A 15286-nucleotide genomic window follows, 5' to 3' on the forward strand; every position below is an offset into this window, starting at 1 on the left:
GACCGACGCCGGCTCATCGCTTGCCCACCGGAGTCGGGAGTGCGGTCGACATGAACGCCGCGGCCTGTTGGAAGTACATCGCAGCGAGCGTGACCCGGGCCGGCTGCGCTGCCTGCAGGATGGAGGCCGATGCGCGGGTGAGGCCGTCGACGTCGGCGGCCGAGACGGTCACGAACCCGCGGAACTCCATGTCGGTGAACCCGTCGACGATGTCATCCTCGCGTTCGCCGAGATCCTCGTATTCGCGATCCTGCTCACGGGTGGTGATCATCCCGCGTCGCTGACGCAAGCCTCGTGCGACCTCGAGGTCGACCTTCGCTCGCCCCACCTGACTCAGAGCCTTGTGGGTCGGTACCGGCCGCACGCTGAGGGTGAGCACCCGCGTCGCGTCGCCTGAATAGAGCAACTTGTCTAGGAACCCCACGCTGATTTCGGAGCGAGGCCACTCGGCGATCCAGTACGTGCGGTGGACCGAACCATCGATCTGCATGTGATCCCAGCGCTCCTCGATGCCCATCACCGGAGCGAATCGGTTCGGGCCGTCACTCCGCGACTCTGCTGCAAAGCTCGTCGGGTTCATGGCGAGTGCGAGCATCTCGTCGATCGCTTCTGTGTCGAGCCAGTTCCGGAGCTCGACACCGATGGCTTCGAGCGAGTCACGCATCTGCTCGACGAGGTCGGTCACGATGGCAGCGATGCCGACAAGGCCACCGCCAGAGTGCTTGATCGCCGACCGGAGCGAGCGCAGGTCGCAGGAGACGGTCACCGTGTTGGTGAACTGCATCGATCGATCGGCACCCGCGGTGATCAGCGTGTTGTACTCCGCTCGGACCGCTGGGCTGACGGTCGACGGATCGGTTCGATCGCGTTCCGCTGCGTAGCGTGCGAGCTCGTCGGCGGGTTTGGCGTCGACGCGGATACGCGCCGTTGCATCGACCAGCCCAGGGACCGCTTCGAGCCCGCTCATCCATCCGACGAAGCCGTCGTAAGCCGCCTGCTGGACGCCTTCGTCGAGCAGCGGCCAGGCGGAGCTCAGGACGTCGACCGAGAACGAGACGAGCGATCGTTTCGGGTCGAGGATGAATCCGCCCCGACCCGGGACTTGGACGAAGCGCAGCGATCCGTGCGCGCCGGGGAGGCGATGGCGATGGATCTCGCGTGGGCCTTCAGCTCCGCGCCGCTTCGTTCCGATGTTCAAGGGTTCGTCCTTTCGTGAGTCCCACACGTCGCGCCTGAAGCTCGTCTGGAGGCGATGCCGCCGAGAGGCGTACGTGAGCACACGCCAGATGAGCGCGAGACCGGACTCGCGATGCCAGGTCCAGCTGCCGACGGCGATCGAGAGCGCTGCCGGCCAGATCCCGATGCGCCAGTAGACGCCCCAGTCGATCAGGAGCCACACGACGGAGGCCGAGGCCGTGGCGCAGATGACGGTGAGCTGGGGCCAGCTCAGACCGAGGAACGCGCCGCGCCGCTCGCGCTGTGCGAAGCGGACGCGGGGCAATGCCGACGAGCTGGTCATTTCGCGAGAATCCGCCCGAGGACGCGCATGGCGTTCTGGGCCTTGCCTGAGACATGCGGTCGGGGCTGCAGGGAGTTGCGGACCTCGTCGCCGGCAAACGACACCAGGCGGACCGCCCACAGGGGGGCGAAGGCTGCTGCGAAGACAACCCCAGCGGCGACGATCACGACGCCGAGGTCAGTGGAATCCGTGACCAGCTGTATCGAGAGGACGAGGATTGCCGCCGCCAACGGTTCGGCGATGACGAGGCCGATGGTCAGGTTCGCCCACCTCGTCGCCCAGACGGCGAACTTTGGCTGACCGATCATCATGAGGCCGATCGGTGCCGTCGCGGCGAGGGCGATGAGCGAGAAGGAACGGATCGACATCGAGACGTAGAGGAAGAGCGCGGCCAGCGCCATGATGGCGAGGATGAGGAAGACCACCGTGTACTGGCCGATGACCGCGTTTGGGGCGAGCTTGGCGGTGGTCATGGCCTGGGCGATCGCGCCATCGTCAGTCGGGATGGGGACGTCAGCGACCACGCGGTATCCAAACATGCGCAGCAGCGCGTTGCCGAGACTCTGGTCCTGGACGGTTGCGACGAGCGCATCGGTCGTCTCGCCGCCGTACGTCACGAACTGCCTCATCACGTACACAGCGGCGACGCTGGACGGCACCGCGACGACCAGGCCGACGGCGACCTGCGCGATCCGCCGGCCGTCTCGCATGATCGCCGCCGGCGCGAGCTGGAAGCAGGCCACGATCGAGATGACGAGTCCCATCGTCGCGACCCAGAACCAGAACTGGCCGTCCGCGATGGTCCAGCTGGAATCGCCGGGACGGCTGCCGACGAAGGCATTTGCGAGCATGTCGGTCATGAAGTCGCCGAGGCCGATGATGCCGCCGCCGATGAAGCGTGCCGCAGACTCCTGCGCCAGGCAGGGGATGTCGGCGGGCCCGCAGCCGAACTGGGGCACGCCGAAGTCGTCAGTGCGGAAGCCGCTCATACGATCTGCAACCCGACGCCGAAGTTGATGAGTGCGGTGGTGCCGGCGGCGATTGCTGCGGCGGCCACTGAGCAGAGGACCCCCGCGATCCCGGCGGACTTCAGCGCTCCGTTCTTGATAAGCCAACCGAGAGCGATGCAGGCGGCAGCGAGAAGCACCCCGATGCCGCAGAGTATGAGGACGACGAACAGGATGTTGCCGGCCAGGTCCTGGATCGCTTTCGATCCAGGACCAGCCTTCGGCGTGATGTCGGGGATGGTCTTCAAAGCCAACCCGCCGAGGCTCGTGGTCCAGATGGACGTGATGATGCGTTCGCCCACAGTGTTCATTCCGCGTGGAGGGGGACAGAGAGGGTCAGTGGGGCGCGCTGGGAAGGCACATCGACGACGAGATCCAGCGTCGATACACCGAACGGCACGTAGTACGCGAGTGCGAAGCTCGTGCTCAGGTGGTTCGGCAGAGACCAGTCACGACCTCGCCCCTGCGCGCCGGCCGGTCCCCATGGGACGCCTGCGCCGGCGACGAAGTCCGGTCCCTCATTGATGTCCAGTTCGGCCGTATCGCCGAGCCCGGCCCAGCTCGTCTCCCGGACGGTGAGGCCGCTGAGGTCGAGTTCGCCGAAGGGGACGAACCCGTCGAGCGAAACCTGGATGACGATCACGAAGCTGCCGGCCGGAAAACGATCGGTTCCGCCGGGCGGACGCAGGAGGCCAGAGTCCTGGGTCGTCACGTAGCTGCCGAGTTCGTAGACGGCGATGCCGAGGTCTGAGGTGGCCGCGCGGGCGACTGGCTCCTGATCCGGAACGGCGGGGGAGAGGTCTGTTCGGCCTGTGGATGAGGCTGTGGACTGGGGCGCAGTGTCGGCCTCGACACACCCGGTCAGAGTGATTGCCCCGATGACAAGCAGTCCTACTAGCAGCGGTCGCCGCATCGATCCTCCCCACAGTTCGCGAGGACGTGTGCGTCCTCGATCGCTCTTGGCGTGATGCGGGCAGACCTGCGGACTCAGTTCCGGCGGCGATAGGGAGTGAGGTCGAACGACGTACCCGATGTCGCCTGAACAATGCGTTGCCGTCGAGCGACGTGTCTGATGTAGAGCGTTGCGTTCGCGGCAGCAGCAGCCCACATGATGGCGAGAACCAACGCGCGTGTAGCGGGATCCTGATGTACGTCGTCAAGCAGAACCGCGGTTCCGAACAACGAGACGACGATCTGGCTGATGACCCAGCCGCCCCAACGGCTCAGGATCAACACAACGAGCACGATCGCCAGAAACGGGAGTGGGAGCAGAAACATCCAGCCGCGCAGCTTCATCGGTTCGCCCGGGTCATGCAGTCGACGCTAGGCGGCGGAGCACCCCTACTTCGGGCGAGGACGGGCGTCTGTGGATAACTTCCCGACTACTTGGACGCTGGTCGGTTCCGGCTCAGACCAAGCTCTACGCCGAGATCCCGGTAACGCTCGGATACGACCTGCTCGAGGACGACGTACTCGTACCGATGCCGTTTGCCGTCAGGCTCCTGGATCGGGTGTGCCTCGATAACTCCCAGCTCACGCAGTGTTTCCAGGTGATCCTGCACCGTAACGCGGTTCACCTCGACGAGCTCGGCTATACGTCCTCGCGTGAGCGGGCCCTCCGCGAGCAGCCTCGACAAGATCGCGAAGTTCACCGGTTCACCGAGGGACGCGAGCGCACTCCGCGCATCGTCGGAGAGCTTGGGGCGAGCGACGCGGGGCATGGGGTCATTGTGCACGGTCTCGGACTGGTCCATGATTTGCAGATGGTTAAACCAGCTTCGAATGAATTGAGGGTGTGTGACTACAACAGCTGAAGTGACCGGCGTCGTTGATGGGGAGGTCCTCCTCACCGGCCCGGCGGAGCGTCCGGTCGTTTCCTTTGTGCTGGCGGACGAACAGCGAGCCTTGAGCGACGATGGACTCATCGTCCGAGCTTGGGTTGCCTGGTGTCAGGTCATCTGCCAATCCGCTAACACAGCTGCGGCGGCAGGCGCGCTGATGTCCGGAAGTGAGGTCGTTGTTCGAGGAGAGTTAGACGTCCTCCGTGCCACACCGGCATCGCAAGGTTCCGATGCGGTCCTTGTCTCACTGATGGCTGACAGCGTTCAGATCCTTGGTCCTGCGCATTGAGGCTTGCGAAACCCCCAAGCCCAGTGCAGCGTTCGACTGGATGCCAGCCCACCGGTTGGGGTGCGCGACTTCGAGGCAGCAGCCTTCATTGCGTTCGGGAATGTGAAACAAGACCCGCTGTGCTTATTCGACGACCATCACGCCGTGCATATCTGTGGCTGCACCGCAGCAACAAAAACGTAGCACTAGCTCGGTCGTGACTGGGCATGCGGTCAGTGACCGGCTTTACCCGGTCACTGAATCTAAGAGGCTAATCGGCAACCCGAACCAGAGCAGGGGTAGAGAGGCAAATACCAGCCCCACAGAGAATGCTAGGCACACCGTCGTCAGCTGGCTACTCCTGGCGCTGGCAATGCTGGCCACCGCAACGACGATGGCCGCGATCAACATCGCAAAGAGCACCGGCAGAAGTAAGTACACAAGGGGGTACCAGTAGGCCGCTTCGCCCGGGTAGCCACCGATGAGCCCTGGAAGCCAGACCGCCAAGTACATGAGCAGAAACAAGACGTAGGCGCCGGTGGTTAGCCCCACACTGACACCCACCAGGGTGTTTGAAGGTATCGTTGGCTTCGCGCTAGTCACGTCTACAGCATGCCTCATGCAGTGTGGGGTGTCCGGTCGTGATGCGGTCGGCCGTCGCCCCGTTTTGGTCTGCGTTTGAGTCCGTGCTACCTATCAGCAGCGGCTCATGGTCTACTGCGCTGAACCGAAGACTCCGGTTCGCGCTACCCGTGACAGCCCGGACCCGGCAGTCAGGATCGCCATCGCTGCGGAATGTAATGTCGGTGTGGGCGACCACTTGGCCTGCGAGGACTGCCTGCTCCAGCGGTTGCACCGCTTTTCCTATGTTGTCGAGATTGTCGCTTTGCGGCGTGTAAGGCGTAGCTTTCGGTTTCGTCCGGCCGGGTGCCAGTGCTTTCGGCGCGGCGATCGACATGGCGTTCCCAACGGCGTGCCCGGTTCTTCGATATCGTCGTCAGCGCCCTGAACGTAAATTCCCCCGCCGGGCCATACGCATACGACAATCGTCGGTTGCGGCCCGAACGCGTTCGTACAAAGAAGGAGAATCCCCATGGCGCAGAAAGTCATCACCACCCTCGTCGACGACCTCGACGGATCCGAGCTGAAGCAGGGCGAGGGTAAGACCATCACGCTCGGATTGGAAGGCTCGACGTACGAGATCGACCTTTCCGAGAAGAACGAGAAGGCCCTGCGCGCTGCGCTTGAGCCCTACCTCAAAGCGGCGCGGACCGTGTCGCGGTCGAAGACGGCCAGCTCTGCAGGTTCGAGCCGGAGCAACAAGGAAGAGCTCGCGGCTGCGCGCAGCTGGCTGCGCGCCAACGGGCACGACGTCTCCGATCGGGGACGCATCCCCGCTTCACTCCTCGAGAAGTTCCGTGAGGCTGCCAAGTAGTAGGTCGCCTGAACATCCGCATTCTGCGGACTACAGCCCCGGATTCGCATAGGCGACGTCGATGTGCACGTGATTGCACGTGTCCTCGAATTCGTCGAAGTGAGTGAATCCGGGGCTGTTTCGACAGTTGGACTGCCCGGTTCGTGATCCGGGCGGTACAACGGAGTCCAGGAGGGCCAACAACTGCAGTGAGAGGCCATCACCGCCTGTCACGGAACTGCCGTTGAGTGCGTAGATGTCGACGGCCATGCCGCCGCCGTCGCGGTAGTGCGAGGAGCTCTCGCCGGCTCCCTCGAGCGAGCCGGTGCAGCGTCGGTTGAGGTCAGACACCGCGACCTGCTCGAACGCGTTCAGTGCGACGAGCAGGATCTGCATGATGCGGGAGTCGATGCCGCAGTCGGCGAGCGCGGTTCCGTTCGCAACGTTGCGGAGCTGCTGGAGGTAATCGCTCCCTACCAGGCGCCCTTCGTCCATCGCTCCGACCAGACGGAGAGCGAGTTCACGGTTGTCGCCGTCGAGCGGCAGGTAGTTGCAGGCTGCGCCCACCGTCAGTTGTTCGTCCGTGAGCTCAGGTTCGACGACGGCGAGCGCATTCCGGGCCGATGCTTCGGCGGTGGCGATGGTCGGTGCTTCCGCGTGGATGCCGATGGTCGAAAGCCACCACCCCGCGGGTTCGTCGATCCAGGCGGGATCGCTCATGATCCCCGGTCGGTTCTCGCCGGCCCCGGTCAGGACGAGTCCGGTGGCAGTGGCGGTGTCTTGCAGCTGCTCGGCTGTTCCCCACCCACCGCGGACGGTGCGCCGGTACACGCCGAGTGGTGTGTCATCGGTGATCGTGTCGAACGTCGAGGCAGTCATGTTCGACGCTGCGTACGCCGCGGTGAGTGCTGCCAGCTTGGCCTTCGGCTCCGGAGTGATCGCCGCCGCCGCGTCGACGATCGCCGACACGAGGAGCTGTTCGGCGACCAGCGGGCCAGTCGGCTGTTCCGCCGGAACTGACCCGGGCACCGCGCAGTGCGCTTGCCGCAGCGCACTCCCTGTCGGAATGAACAGTGTGATGGCGATCGCGGGTAGCGCTGCAGCTCCGACGAGCCCGCCCAGCAGAAGCGCGAGCGCCCCGCCCAGGAGCTTCTTCGGGCCGATCGCCAGGACGACCTTGACCGCGAGCATCGGCGCCGCCATCAGATGGACTCTCCATCCAAGATGCGTGCGGCGAGTGTCAACAGCTTGCGCACGTGAGCGATCCGGCTGTGGACCCGGTGCTTGCTCAGGCCGGTGATCCGAGCGACAGCGGCAGCGTCGCGCATCATGGCGGGCTGGAAGAGCGCGATCGCTCGCAGGCCGTCTGTCTCGGGGATGCACTCGATCGCGGACTGCCGCGTGTTCGGGTACCCACGGTCAGCGAGGCGGAGGGCAGCGTTCGCGGTCCAGGCGGCGGCGGCGATGTTCTCCCGCGCGGTGCGGATCGTGCGGGGCGAGACGCCGATGCGTTCCGCGACGTCGGCGCGGGCCTCGTCGGTGAGCATCAGTTCGATGGCGATCGTCCAGTCCCGTTCTGACACCGTCTCCCGCACCCACGCGATACGCCGGCGCTGCTCGAATCGGTGCACCAGAAGGTCCAACGGGTCGCCGCCTGCTGCCGGCTGGTCCGTATCGAACTCCGCCGTGAACCGTTCGCACTGGATTGCAACTTCGCGCCGCGTCGCGAGCACGACCTTGGCTGCGATGCCTTGGGCATAGTGACCGAAGGATCCCCGGGTCGGGTCGAAGCTCTCCGCTCGTCGCCACGCGACGACGCGGATCTCCTGCATCGCGGCGTCGATCTCGCCGTGGAGAGCGTGCTGGTTGAGCACGCGAGTCACGTAGCCACGTGTGGACTCGATGGCGGCGAGGAAGACGTCCAGCCCGATGCGGTCGATCGCGTCGGACGATGCTGTGAGCAGCGATGCATCGACCACAGCTGCCGAAGCGGGCGCCGCCTGTGCAAGGTCAGGCTGATTCACGGTCACGGTCCTTTCTCCAGCCCGGACGCTCTTCGCCGCAGGTGCCACACACCTCTCGGAAGGTTCCAATGAACCGATGTCCGGCCGCGCTGCATTCAGCAACCGTCGGCGGTCGATTGCCGATGCGTCTGGGGCCCGGAGGGGCGAGATCTCCGTCGTCCGACTCTCCGGCATTCGTGGGCCAGCGATGTGGTTCTCTGGCAATTGATCGACCGACGTAGGCGACTGGATCGCCGACCGGGCGTGACGAACCATGGATCGCATCGACGCTCGCCGCCAAGATATCGACCGCGGCCACGTCCACCGACGGTGCATGCTTCGCCAGCCACCGTTCAACGGCGGCGAGGCTGAGTCGAGGGTGCAGTGCCTGTGCTGCCAGCTCTATACCGGGAGACGTCGAAGAAGATTGGTGTTCTGGGGATTGATGTTCTTTAAGTGGCGGGAGAACCGTCGACGGTTCGGCCTGGGAGGAAGACCCGACGTGGCCGGCAGCGGAGACGGCTTCCGGCGCTGAGCAGCGCAGGAATGGAGAGTCGGATTCGTCCCAGCCGTCGAAGAGCGGGGGAGGGAAACCCGCCAAGGCGTCGGCAGTGCCACTCTCGGTTCCGGATTCCGGCTGCGGGGGATCGAGAAGAATCAGCAGCACGCGGCGATGGCCAGCGATCGATTGTCCGGCGGCATCGACAGTCCCCGCTGGATGGCGGTGCTCCTCGACGCGGAGAAAACCGGCGGCCTCGAGCTTGCGTCGGGCTGCCCTGAAAGCGTCCTTCCCCAGGCCGAGATCCCGCTGGGCCCGGGACTGCGTGATCCGGTACGTGCGTCGATGGGTGACGAGGTAGAGCATCAGGGAGAACGCGTTCCCGACGATGCGTGGATCACGCGCCCACCAGTTCCGAAATTGGGCGAACTCGCTCTCGAAGTCGAACTCCGGCCGGATGAACTCTGCCTCTGCCAGCGGGTACCGTGCGTTGGATTCGTCACCTGCGTGTTGGTCGACGGGTTCAGACATCGGTCGCGCCCGGCGTAGATGATGTCGTCAGCGGGAGCAGATCGGCCCCGCGAAGGCCCATGGTGCCGGCGATGAGGCTGAGCTCTCCGATGGTGAAGTCGAGTTCGCCTGCGAGCTTGGCGCGCAGGGTTTCGGGGTGCATCGACGTCGAGTGCGCTGTCTCGGACTCGGACCGTTCGTGATCGGTCAGGGCCTGTCGGACCGCCGCAGCGATCCGTTCTGTGAGGGGAGTGGTGTCCATTCGGTCACCCTAGGAACCACATGGTCACCATGTCAAATCTAATATTTTGGTCTGTGGATATCTTTTGTTACGGTGACTATGTGGACACCGGATCTGACTTCAACGCTGCCGTGGCCGCTGCGTTGCGGCAGGCACGGACTGATCGAGGACTCACGTTCGACGAGCTCAGTAGCCGCGCCGGCATGGTCCGACGGACCGTGCTGCGCTACCTCAACGGAGGCCGCGAGATTCCGGTTCCGGCGCTTTTCAGCCTCGCGAGGGCGCTAGACGTCGCTCCCCACGAGATCCTGTCTCAGGCCGAAGCGTCGCACCCTGCGCAACCAGCGGAGCTCCCGAGCGACAACGAGCCGGGGCCTCGACTGGACGCAGCCGAGGTCGGTCGGCGGCTGACCTTGCTTGTTGACGCTCAGTCGAGGGGGAGGTCATCGAGTCGCGGCTATGACGAGATCTCGCCGGCCCTGAAACGCAAAGGAGTTCTACTGAGCCCGAGGCATTGGGTTCGTCTCCTCGATGGCGAGGCCGAGACGCTGCCGAGCCCTGCGCTCACGGAGATAGCGGATGTGCTCGGCGTTGATCGCATCTATCTGACTGAGCCCTCGTCTGACCCGCGGGTCGATGCTATTGATGCCCAGCTCGAGTTCACGCGCGCGTCGCACGCGGCGGGGTTTGAGTCTCTTGCTGCTCGGACGGTCGCCGATGTGGCTCCATCAACGCTGCGAGCGATCGCAGCCCAACTCGGCCGTGAGCGGTCGCCGTAGCCCAGCTCATCTGACACGACGGGGATTTCGTGAGGGAAGCAAGAACAAATGTGGGGGCGCGCCAACGTGCGCAGCTTGTGTTTCTAGAGCAGGAATGCGCGACGGTGCGTTCGCTCGCATCGGCGATCGACCACGTCGAGCGCGTCCGCGGCGTGAGCATCGACACCCAGCCGCTCAAAGTGCTGGACCGGACGTCGGTGTGCGGGCTGCTGCTCGTCGGAGCTTCGAGGTGTGTCATCTTCCACGCGGTGGCTTCCTCGCCCCTGCATCGTCTGCAGTGCATTCTCCATGAGCTCGGTCACCTGCTCCTTGAGCACGACCGACACGGACGGTCAGCGCATCGCCTCGAACGGTTTCTGCCGGGTATTGAGCTCGAAGCCGGCGACCGCATCTTCGGCCGGGACAACTTGCTCGATCGGGATGAAGTCGACGCCGAGCTCCTCGCCGATCTCCTGGCAGCCGGCATCCGCCGGAGACCACACCAACAAACCGGCCTCGAGGAGTACTTCGGATGACAGCCCTCATCATCACCGGCACCATGTGGACGCTCGTGCTCGTACTCGCGATCACCGCACGCTGGCGCACCAGCCAAAGAGTACTCGTCGCGACAGTGCTCATGGCTGTCGCGCAGACGATCAACATCGATGCGGTCTACCTTGCCGTCGACGCGTTGCTGCCGGTCGCGAACCTCGCGATGCTCCTCGGGGATCTTGTTCGAGTCGTCGGCGTCGCCGTTCTCGTGACGGCGATCATCGCGTCCACGGGCGTGCCGCCGCGGAGAACGCGTGTCTGGATGTATGGGGGCTCGGCCGTAGCGGGAGCAGTCATGATCGTGTCTTTCGCATTCATCAAGGCACCCGCAGCAAGCGGTTCGTTCATGATCACCTACGGCGACCAACCGGCCGCTGCCGTCTTCAACGCTGTGCAAATGGGGTTCATTGCTGTCGTCACCGGCATATCCGGCTGGCACCTCGCTCGCGCCCTGCTGGTGATCGGCGACCGCTGGTTTCGGGCGAGCCTGTTCTGTCTGCTGCTTGGCGCCTGCAGTGCCGTGGGTTTTGGACTAACGGCAATCTTCATGGACGTGGCGCATATCCTCGACGCCCTTCAGGCCATGTACGCGGGAAGTCGCCTATACGACCTGCTCCTGGCGGCAGCCGTGCTTCTACTCTGCGCGGGATTTATGCTGCTCCCCATCGCTCGACGCCTCGCAGCTCGTCGGCGTTCAGCTCAGATTGGCGGGTTGGCCCGCGATGTAGACGCGATCTGGAGAAGAGTCGTCCCTGCCGAAACACGTGAGCGTGAAGGATTCGACCACGACGACCCCGAGATGCTGCTGCATCGCCAACTCATCGAGATCGAGGACGTGCTGCTCGCGAAGGACGCCAACGCGATCCTCACGACAGACGAGCAATCGACGGTTGAGGCAGCGCAGTCGTGCATGGCAGCGCTCGCTGAGCTTGAGGACGGATGATGAACCTAGCGGTCATCGGAGCGTTTGTCGGTGCCCTGGCCATCTGCGCGGTGGCGGTTCGGGGCGTCGTCGCAGTCACGACAGCAGGACGGCTAACACTCGGAGGTCATGTGCGGGGTTCTTGACGTCCGGAAAGCAGTCTTTCGAGCCCCATCCAGATGCACGCGGTGTGGCCAAGTCCAACGCAGCCACCGACGCATCGCCGGAATCCCGCTCTGTGGTGTCTGCTAGCGACGCGGCCTACACGGTGATATTGGTGTCGACGTCCGCGACGTTCACTCTTACGGGTGCTAGGACTGGAAGCGCTGTGAGGACGGAGAACTCATTTTGAACGTCTGCATATATGGGGACGCCGGCTCTTGACGAGATCGTTACAACAAGGCTGAACTCTACGTCATCCGTCCCCGTGGTGATACGACCGCCCTCGCGAGTGAGATGGTTGATGTCGATCCGCGGCTGGCGCAGACTCGATGCCCTCATGGACGAGTCCGCCCGCCACAGGGACTCCCATTTGCCCTGCTCGCGTTTCGCCGCCTCACTGCGGGAACTGCGCTTCGGCTGGCGGGTGACGGGATTCTGACTGATCTTCCATCCCGTAGCGAGCATCTGCGCGACATGAGCCGCGTCGGTGATGCGTACGATCTTCGTCTCATCCTTATTCGTGCCTGGTTTCGTCCGGCGCATCGAGTAGACCTGGTCATGCGGGCGGAACTTCACCTCGAGACCCGCTTTCGAGTACTCCCCGGCTTCCGCACTGTCTGTGGCGGTGCTCAGCGCGAGGCTCCACCGCACGTCCACCATCCCCTTCGTGAGGGTGCTTGGCACTGGCAGCGGATATGCCCGCACCTCGTCTCGTTTGAGCACGCCCTGATAGATGACCGTGACCTCATGCGGTGGGCAGGTCAAGAGCCCATCCACGTCATGCGCAAGCCGACCGTGCCCCACTTCGAACACGGGGTGCCCCTCCGTATTTTCGGCGAAGTGCACCGCCAACGCACGCAGAGTATTCGCATCCGATCGCCCCGCGAGCTGCGCGGCGATCTTGGACAGCACGTTGGTGACCAACGGCGCCGCGTAACTGGTGCCTTCGTGGTCGTGAACGACCTGACCGTTCGGTCGCACTCGGCCGAACCTGCGTGTCTTCGTCCCACCAAACGCCATCACCGCAGGCTGTGTGCGGGCGCCAGGACGCCCTGGGCCGCGTCCCGAGTAAGTCGCTGCGTTCCAATCGGTCTCCGACGCAGGCGTGTCAGACGCGCCAACGCACAGTCCATTCACCATATCCGCCGGGGACTGTACTCGGTTCAGACCGGTGGCCGCATCCGATTCGCCATTGTTTCCGGCGGCGGTCACGAAAAGGATCTGCCGGTTATATGCAATTTTGTCCAGAACCGCCGTCCAGCGGTGCGGCTCACGATCCTCGACCGGCGCCTGCGGCCCGACACTGAGGTTGACGATGCGCGCTTCAGTGGTTTCCACTACCTGACGAATCTGACGCAGCACCCACGGGAACTCCGAGGCGTCCTCTTTCGGGCCCGGCGTGATCTGGTAGTGAGTGACGCGCGCAGCTGGCTGCGGCACCACACCGGTATTCGCAATATCCCCGTAGAGGATTGCGGCGGTTACGGCGCTGCCGTGCAGCGCAGACCGCGGGTTATGTCCGTTGGTAGTCAGATCGACGCTCGTCACGTGTCCCGCAAACATCGTTCCTGTGTCATCGACGCCACCATCGAACACGAGAACCTCCGGCGCACCCGGCACTGCCGCCGGTGCCGCGATGAGGTCCTCGTCACTGTCGTCGACGAGATCATCCTCCATGAGCACCACGCGGGGCGCCGGCGTAAGTGACCGCAAAGGGTTGAACGAGGCAACCTCATCCACTTTGGCAGGTGGGAGCTCCACTGCAACGAACGTCAACCCATCCACGACATCGTTGTCCTCGAGGTGCACTCGTCCACCGACGGATTCCACCAAGGCAACAAACTTCGTCAGCGTGGGAGCGGATGCTGCCGCCCGTTCATTGACAGAAGAGTCATCGGGGTCGGGGTGCAGGACCGCTTCGAAGGACACCAACTCTCTCGCATCCGCCTCGATCGTCGAACGGTGTGCAGTCGACACCGAGATCTTCGTGAACTGACGCAAGTCATCCGCGGCACCTTTCGTGCCGCCAGCGCCAGCCAGAATCGCCTGCATCCCCTGCACGGCGGTTGCATCGGCTGACAACAGGAATGACTTCGAGACCGCTTCCGTTTCCCCCGTGCTCGGAAGATGCTGAATCCCGCGCTCGACAATCTTCGAGCCCAGGGGGCGCAGTTTCAACTGCTTGACGAGATCCTCGGGGAAGTAGGAGTTCGCGAGGTAGTTCGCCCACACCTCCGCTTCGATCACTACCCGTTCCGCACGCAATCTCTCTGGAATCGCAGCGAGCACATCGCGCACGACCGACAACTGTGGCGCTAGGTGCTGCTGAGCCTGCGCGAGCGTCTGTGGGTGGTGCTTTTCTCCGCCGCCTCCTGCGCGCACCGCTTTCTGAGAGAGCGCCTCTCCGTTTACCAGTATCCGTCCACCCGCATCGTTGTCAGGCATCAATTCCCCCTCCGGAACGCTTCATGTCCTTCCCGATAGTGACATGACTCACGCCCAACCAATCGGCGATCTTACGGTGCGTCCACCCTAGATTATCCGCGGCCAACCGCGAGAGTTCCGCACGCGTCTGCACCGATTGTGAAGCCCACGACCGCGCCCGCTTCTGCGCTGCCTGCAGAATCGCCTCGACAATATCGACCGGGCCCCCGTCAGTCGCCATCACTGCCCCCCGTGCCGCGCGGTTCGCCCAGCTCTCCAAGTCCGCCAATGACCAACCATCACTGATCAACGCCACAATCCTCTGTGCGGCGTTGTCACTTTCCCGCAGCGGGGCGATACTGCTGGTGCGCAGGAATCGCAGCCGTTCCTCGAATGCGGGCAGCGCGAACTCAATCGTCGTGTCGAATCGTCGATGCACCGCCGGGTCCAGAAGTTGCGGATGATTCGTCGCAGCCACAAGCAACCCACCAAGTGGCCACTGGTCGAGTTGCTGCAGGACAACGTTCAGCAGTCGCTTCACCTCGCCAACGTCTGACACATCGACACGGCTCTTCGCCAGCGCGTCGAACTCGTCCAAGAATAAAACGCATGGTTCCTCTGCCGCACGCGCTAGTACTTCTTGCAGGTTCTTACCCGTCTGCCCCATAAGGCTTGACATCAGCGAGGCCAGATTCAAAGTGATTAGCGGCAACGACAACTCGGCCGCGATATAGCTCGCCGTCAGTGTCTTGCCTACACCGGGTGGACCCGTGAACAGTACCGCCCGTGTTGGCGCTAGTCCGAACTCGTGGAGACGTTCCGGTAACGAATGCTCCGCCACAACAAGATTCACCGCGCCTTGCACTGCGGGGTCGAGAATGGGTGCCGCTACCCCCGCCGGATACTGCACCCAGCTCGCCTCGTCCGTCACTAGCTGGCCCCTCAATAGCGAGGCCTCCCCGGGAGGAGCGGTCGCCATCAATGCGAACAGCTCCTCCTTCAATGCGTCCGAGTGCGCGGCATCAATCGGGGGACGACGCGCCAACCGGCGACTCAGCTGACGCACCCCATCGGTATCGCCGGTTAGCGCGACACGGACCACGTCGACGAGCGCCTGTTCGATCTCACCCAGTTGTCGATCTTTCACGCTCGGAGGTTACCAGGCG

The 15286-nt window shown here is 64.0% G+C and carries 17 protein-coding genes; 4 read left to right on the forward strand and 13 right to left on the reverse strand.

What is annotated here, in order from left to right; all coding sequences use genetic code 11:
• Window positions 1-13: 13 nt before the first annotated feature.
• The 7 genes from HOW07_RS14200 to HOW07_RS14230 all read right to left on the reverse strand — a co-directional run bounded on the left by HOW07_RS14200 (window position 14) and on the right by HOW07_RS14230 (window position 5238).
• The gene (locus HOW07_RS14200) at window positions 14-1519 is read right to left on the reverse strand and encodes an SCO6880 family protein (protein WP_175117548.1); all 1506 of its coding nucleotides are present in this window, start codon (window positions 1517-1519) and stop codon (window positions 14-16) included.
• Window positions 1516-2508: a hypothetical protein gene (locus HOW07_RS14205; RefSeq protein ID WP_175117549.1), complete on the reverse strand. Its 993-nt coding sequence runs from the start codon at window positions 2506-2508 to the stop codon at window positions 1516-1518. Before HOW07_RS14205 ends, HOW07_RS14200 begins: the two co-directional genes overlap by 4 nt.
• Window positions 2505-2828, reverse strand: a complete 324-nt coding sequence (locus tag HOW07_RS14210) for a hypothetical protein (RefSeq protein WP_175117550.1) — start codon at window positions 2826-2828, stop codon at window positions 2505-2507. The genes HOW07_RS14205 and HOW07_RS14210 overlap by 4 nt, the downstream gene beginning before the upstream one ends.
• A gap of 5 nt (window positions 2829-2833) precedes the next feature.
• A complete protein-coding gene (locus HOW07_RS14215) occupies window positions 2834-3439 on the reverse strand; it encodes a hypothetical protein (protein WP_175117551.1) in 606 nt (201 codons plus the stop codon).
• Between the two features lie 74 nt (window positions 3440-3513).
• Window positions 3514-3822: a hypothetical protein gene (locus tag HOW07_RS14220; protein WP_175117552.1), complete on the reverse strand. Its 309-nt coding sequence runs from the start codon at window positions 3820-3822 to the stop codon at window positions 3514-3516.
• Window positions 3823-3908: 86 nt separating this feature from the next.
• Complete coding sequence (locus HOW07_RS14225) at window positions 3909-4247, reverse strand: helix-turn-helix domain-containing protein (RefSeq protein WP_175117553.1); 339 nt, start codon at window positions 4245-4247, stop codon at window positions 3909-3911.
• A gap of 634 nt (window positions 4248-4881) precedes the next feature.
• Window positions 4882-5238 carry a hypothetical protein gene (locus HOW07_RS14230; protein ID WP_175117554.1) on the reverse strand — a complete coding sequence of 119 codons (357 nt, stop codon included), beginning with the start codon at window positions 5236-5238 and terminating at the stop codon, window positions 4882-4884.
• Window positions 5239-5728: 490 nt separating this feature from the next.
• On the opposite strand from HOW07_RS14230, the gene HOW07_RS14235 reads away from it, so the two are divergent.
• Complete coding sequence (locus HOW07_RS14235) at window positions 5729-6070, forward strand: Lsr2 family protein (protein ID WP_175117555.1); 342 nt, start codon at window positions 5729-5731, stop codon at window positions 6068-6070.
• 30 nt (window positions 6071-6100) lie between these two features.
• Here the strand turns inward: HOW07_RS14235 and HOW07_RS14240 are convergent, their stop codons facing one another.
• From HOW07_RS14240 to HOW07_RS14255, 4 genes are read right to left on the reverse strand one after another with little or no spacing between them, the layout of a single operon-like run.
• On the reverse strand, window positions 6101-7252 hold the full coding sequence (locus HOW07_RS14240) for a hypothetical protein (RefSeq protein WP_175117556.1): 1152 nt from the start codon (window positions 7250-7252) through the stop codon (window positions 6101-6103).
• Entirely contained in the window at window positions 7252-8073 is an 822-nt protein-coding gene (locus tag HOW07_RS14245; RefSeq protein ID WP_175117557.1) for a sigma-70 family RNA polymerase sigma factor, read from the reverse strand. Before HOW07_RS14245 ends, HOW07_RS14240 begins: the two co-directional genes overlap by 1 nt.
• Complete coding sequence (locus HOW07_RS14250) at window positions 8060-9082, reverse strand: hypothetical protein (RefSeq protein WP_175117558.1); 1023 nt, start codon at window positions 9080-9082, stop codon at window positions 8060-8062. The genes HOW07_RS14245 and HOW07_RS14250 overlap by 14 nt, the downstream gene beginning before the upstream one ends.
• The gene (locus HOW07_RS14255) at window positions 9075-9323 is read right to left on the reverse strand and encodes a hypothetical protein (RefSeq protein WP_175117559.1); all 249 of its coding nucleotides are present in this window, start codon (window positions 9321-9323) and stop codon (window positions 9075-9077) included. The genes HOW07_RS14250 and HOW07_RS14255 overlap by 8 nt, the downstream gene beginning before the upstream one ends.
• A gap of 20 nt (window positions 9324-9343) precedes the next feature.
• Between HOW07_RS14255 and HOW07_RS14260 the strand changes: the two genes are divergently transcribed.
• The 3 genes from HOW07_RS14260 to HOW07_RS14270 all read left to right on the forward strand — a co-directional run bounded on the left by HOW07_RS14260 (window position 9344) and on the right by HOW07_RS14270 (window position 11555).
• On the forward strand, window positions 9344-10081 hold the full coding sequence (locus tag HOW07_RS14260) for a helix-turn-helix domain-containing protein (RefSeq protein WP_175117560.1): 738 nt from the start codon (window positions 9344-9346) through the stop codon (window positions 10079-10081).
• A 104-nt stretch (window positions 10082-10185) separates the two neighbouring features.
• Entirely contained in the window at window positions 10186-10596 is a 411-nt protein-coding gene (locus tag HOW07_RS14265) for an ImmA/IrrE family metallo-endopeptidase (RefSeq protein WP_175117561.1), read from the forward strand.
• Window positions 10593-11555 carry a hypothetical protein gene (locus HOW07_RS14270; RefSeq protein ID WP_175117562.1) on the forward strand — a complete coding sequence of 321 codons (963 nt, stop codon included), beginning with the start codon at window positions 10593-10595 and terminating at the stop codon, window positions 11553-11555. Before HOW07_RS14265 ends, HOW07_RS14270 begins: the two co-directional genes overlap by 4 nt.
• A 240-nt stretch (window positions 11556-11795) precedes the next feature.
• Here HOW07_RS14270 and HOW07_RS14275 read toward each other — a convergent pair whose 3' ends face one another.
• On the reverse strand, window positions 11796-14141 hold the full coding sequence (locus HOW07_RS14275) for a S8 family peptidase (RefSeq protein WP_175117563.1): 2346 nt from the start codon (window positions 14139-14141) through the stop codon (window positions 11796-11798).
• Window positions 14134-15267, reverse strand: coding sequence for an AAA family ATPase (locus HOW07_RS14280; RefSeq protein WP_175117564.1), 1134 nt, complete (start codon window positions 15265-15267; stop codon window positions 14134-14136). The genes HOW07_RS14275 and HOW07_RS14280 overlap by 8 nt, the downstream gene beginning before the upstream one ends.
• Window positions 15268-15286 lie beyond the last annotated feature (19 nt).

It is taken from the genome of Plantibacter sp. MCCC 1A11337 (assembly GCF_013349365.1).
Classification (GTDB): Bacteria; Actinomycetota; Actinomycetes; order Actinomycetales; family Microbacteriaceae; genus Plantibacter; species Plantibacter flavus_A.

Excerpts from the sequence above, each read along its gene's own strand:
- HOW07_RS14240 (WP_175117556.1), bottom strand. The coding sequence starts at position 7,252 with ATGGCGGCGCCGATGCTCGCGGTCAAGGTCGTCCTGGCGATCGGCCCG.
- HOW07_RS14250 (WP_175117558.1), bottom strand. The coding sequence starts at position 9,082 with ATGTCTGAACCCGTCGACCAACACGCAGGTGACGAATCCAACGCACGG.
- HOW07_RS14275 (WP_175117563.1), bottom strand. The coding sequence starts at position 14,141 with ATGCCTGACAACGATGCGGGTGGACGGATACTGGTAAACGGAGAGGCG.
- HOW07_RS14205 (WP_175117549.1), bottom strand. The coding sequence starts at position 2,508 with ATGAGCGGCTTCCGCACTGACGACTTCGGCGTGCCCCAGTTCGGCTGC.
- HOW07_RS14255 (WP_175117559.1), bottom strand. The coding sequence starts at position 9,323 with ATGGACACCACTCCCCTCACAGAACGGATCGCTGCGGCGGTCCGACAG.
- HOW07_RS14260 (WP_175117560.1), top strand. The coding sequence starts at position 9,344 with ATGGTCACCATGTCAAATCTAATATTTTGGTCTGTGGATATCTTTTGT.
- HOW07_RS14220 (WP_175117552.1), bottom strand. The coding sequence starts at position 3,822 with ATGAAGCTGCGCGGCTGGATGTTTCTGCTCCCACTCCCGTTTCTGGCG.
- HOW07_RS14215 (WP_175117551.1), bottom strand. The coding sequence starts at position 3,439 with ATGCGGCGACCGCTGCTAGTAGGACTGCTTGTCATCGGGGCAATCACT.
- HOW07_RS14200 (WP_175117548.1), bottom strand. The coding sequence starts at position 1,519 with ATGACCAGCTCGTCGGCATTGCCCCGCGTCCGCTTCGCACAGCGCGAG.
- HOW07_RS14270 (WP_175117562.1), top strand. The coding sequence starts at position 10,593 with ATGACAGCCCTCATCATCACCGGCACCATGTGGACGCTCGTGCTCGTA.
- HOW07_RS14235 (WP_175117555.1), top strand. The coding sequence starts at position 5,729 with ATGGCGCAGAAAGTCATCACCACCCTCGTCGACGACCTCGACGGATCC.
- HOW07_RS14225 (WP_175117553.1), bottom strand. The coding sequence starts at position 4,247 with ATGCCCCGCGTCGCTCGCCCCAAGCTCTCCGACGATGCGCGGAGTGCG.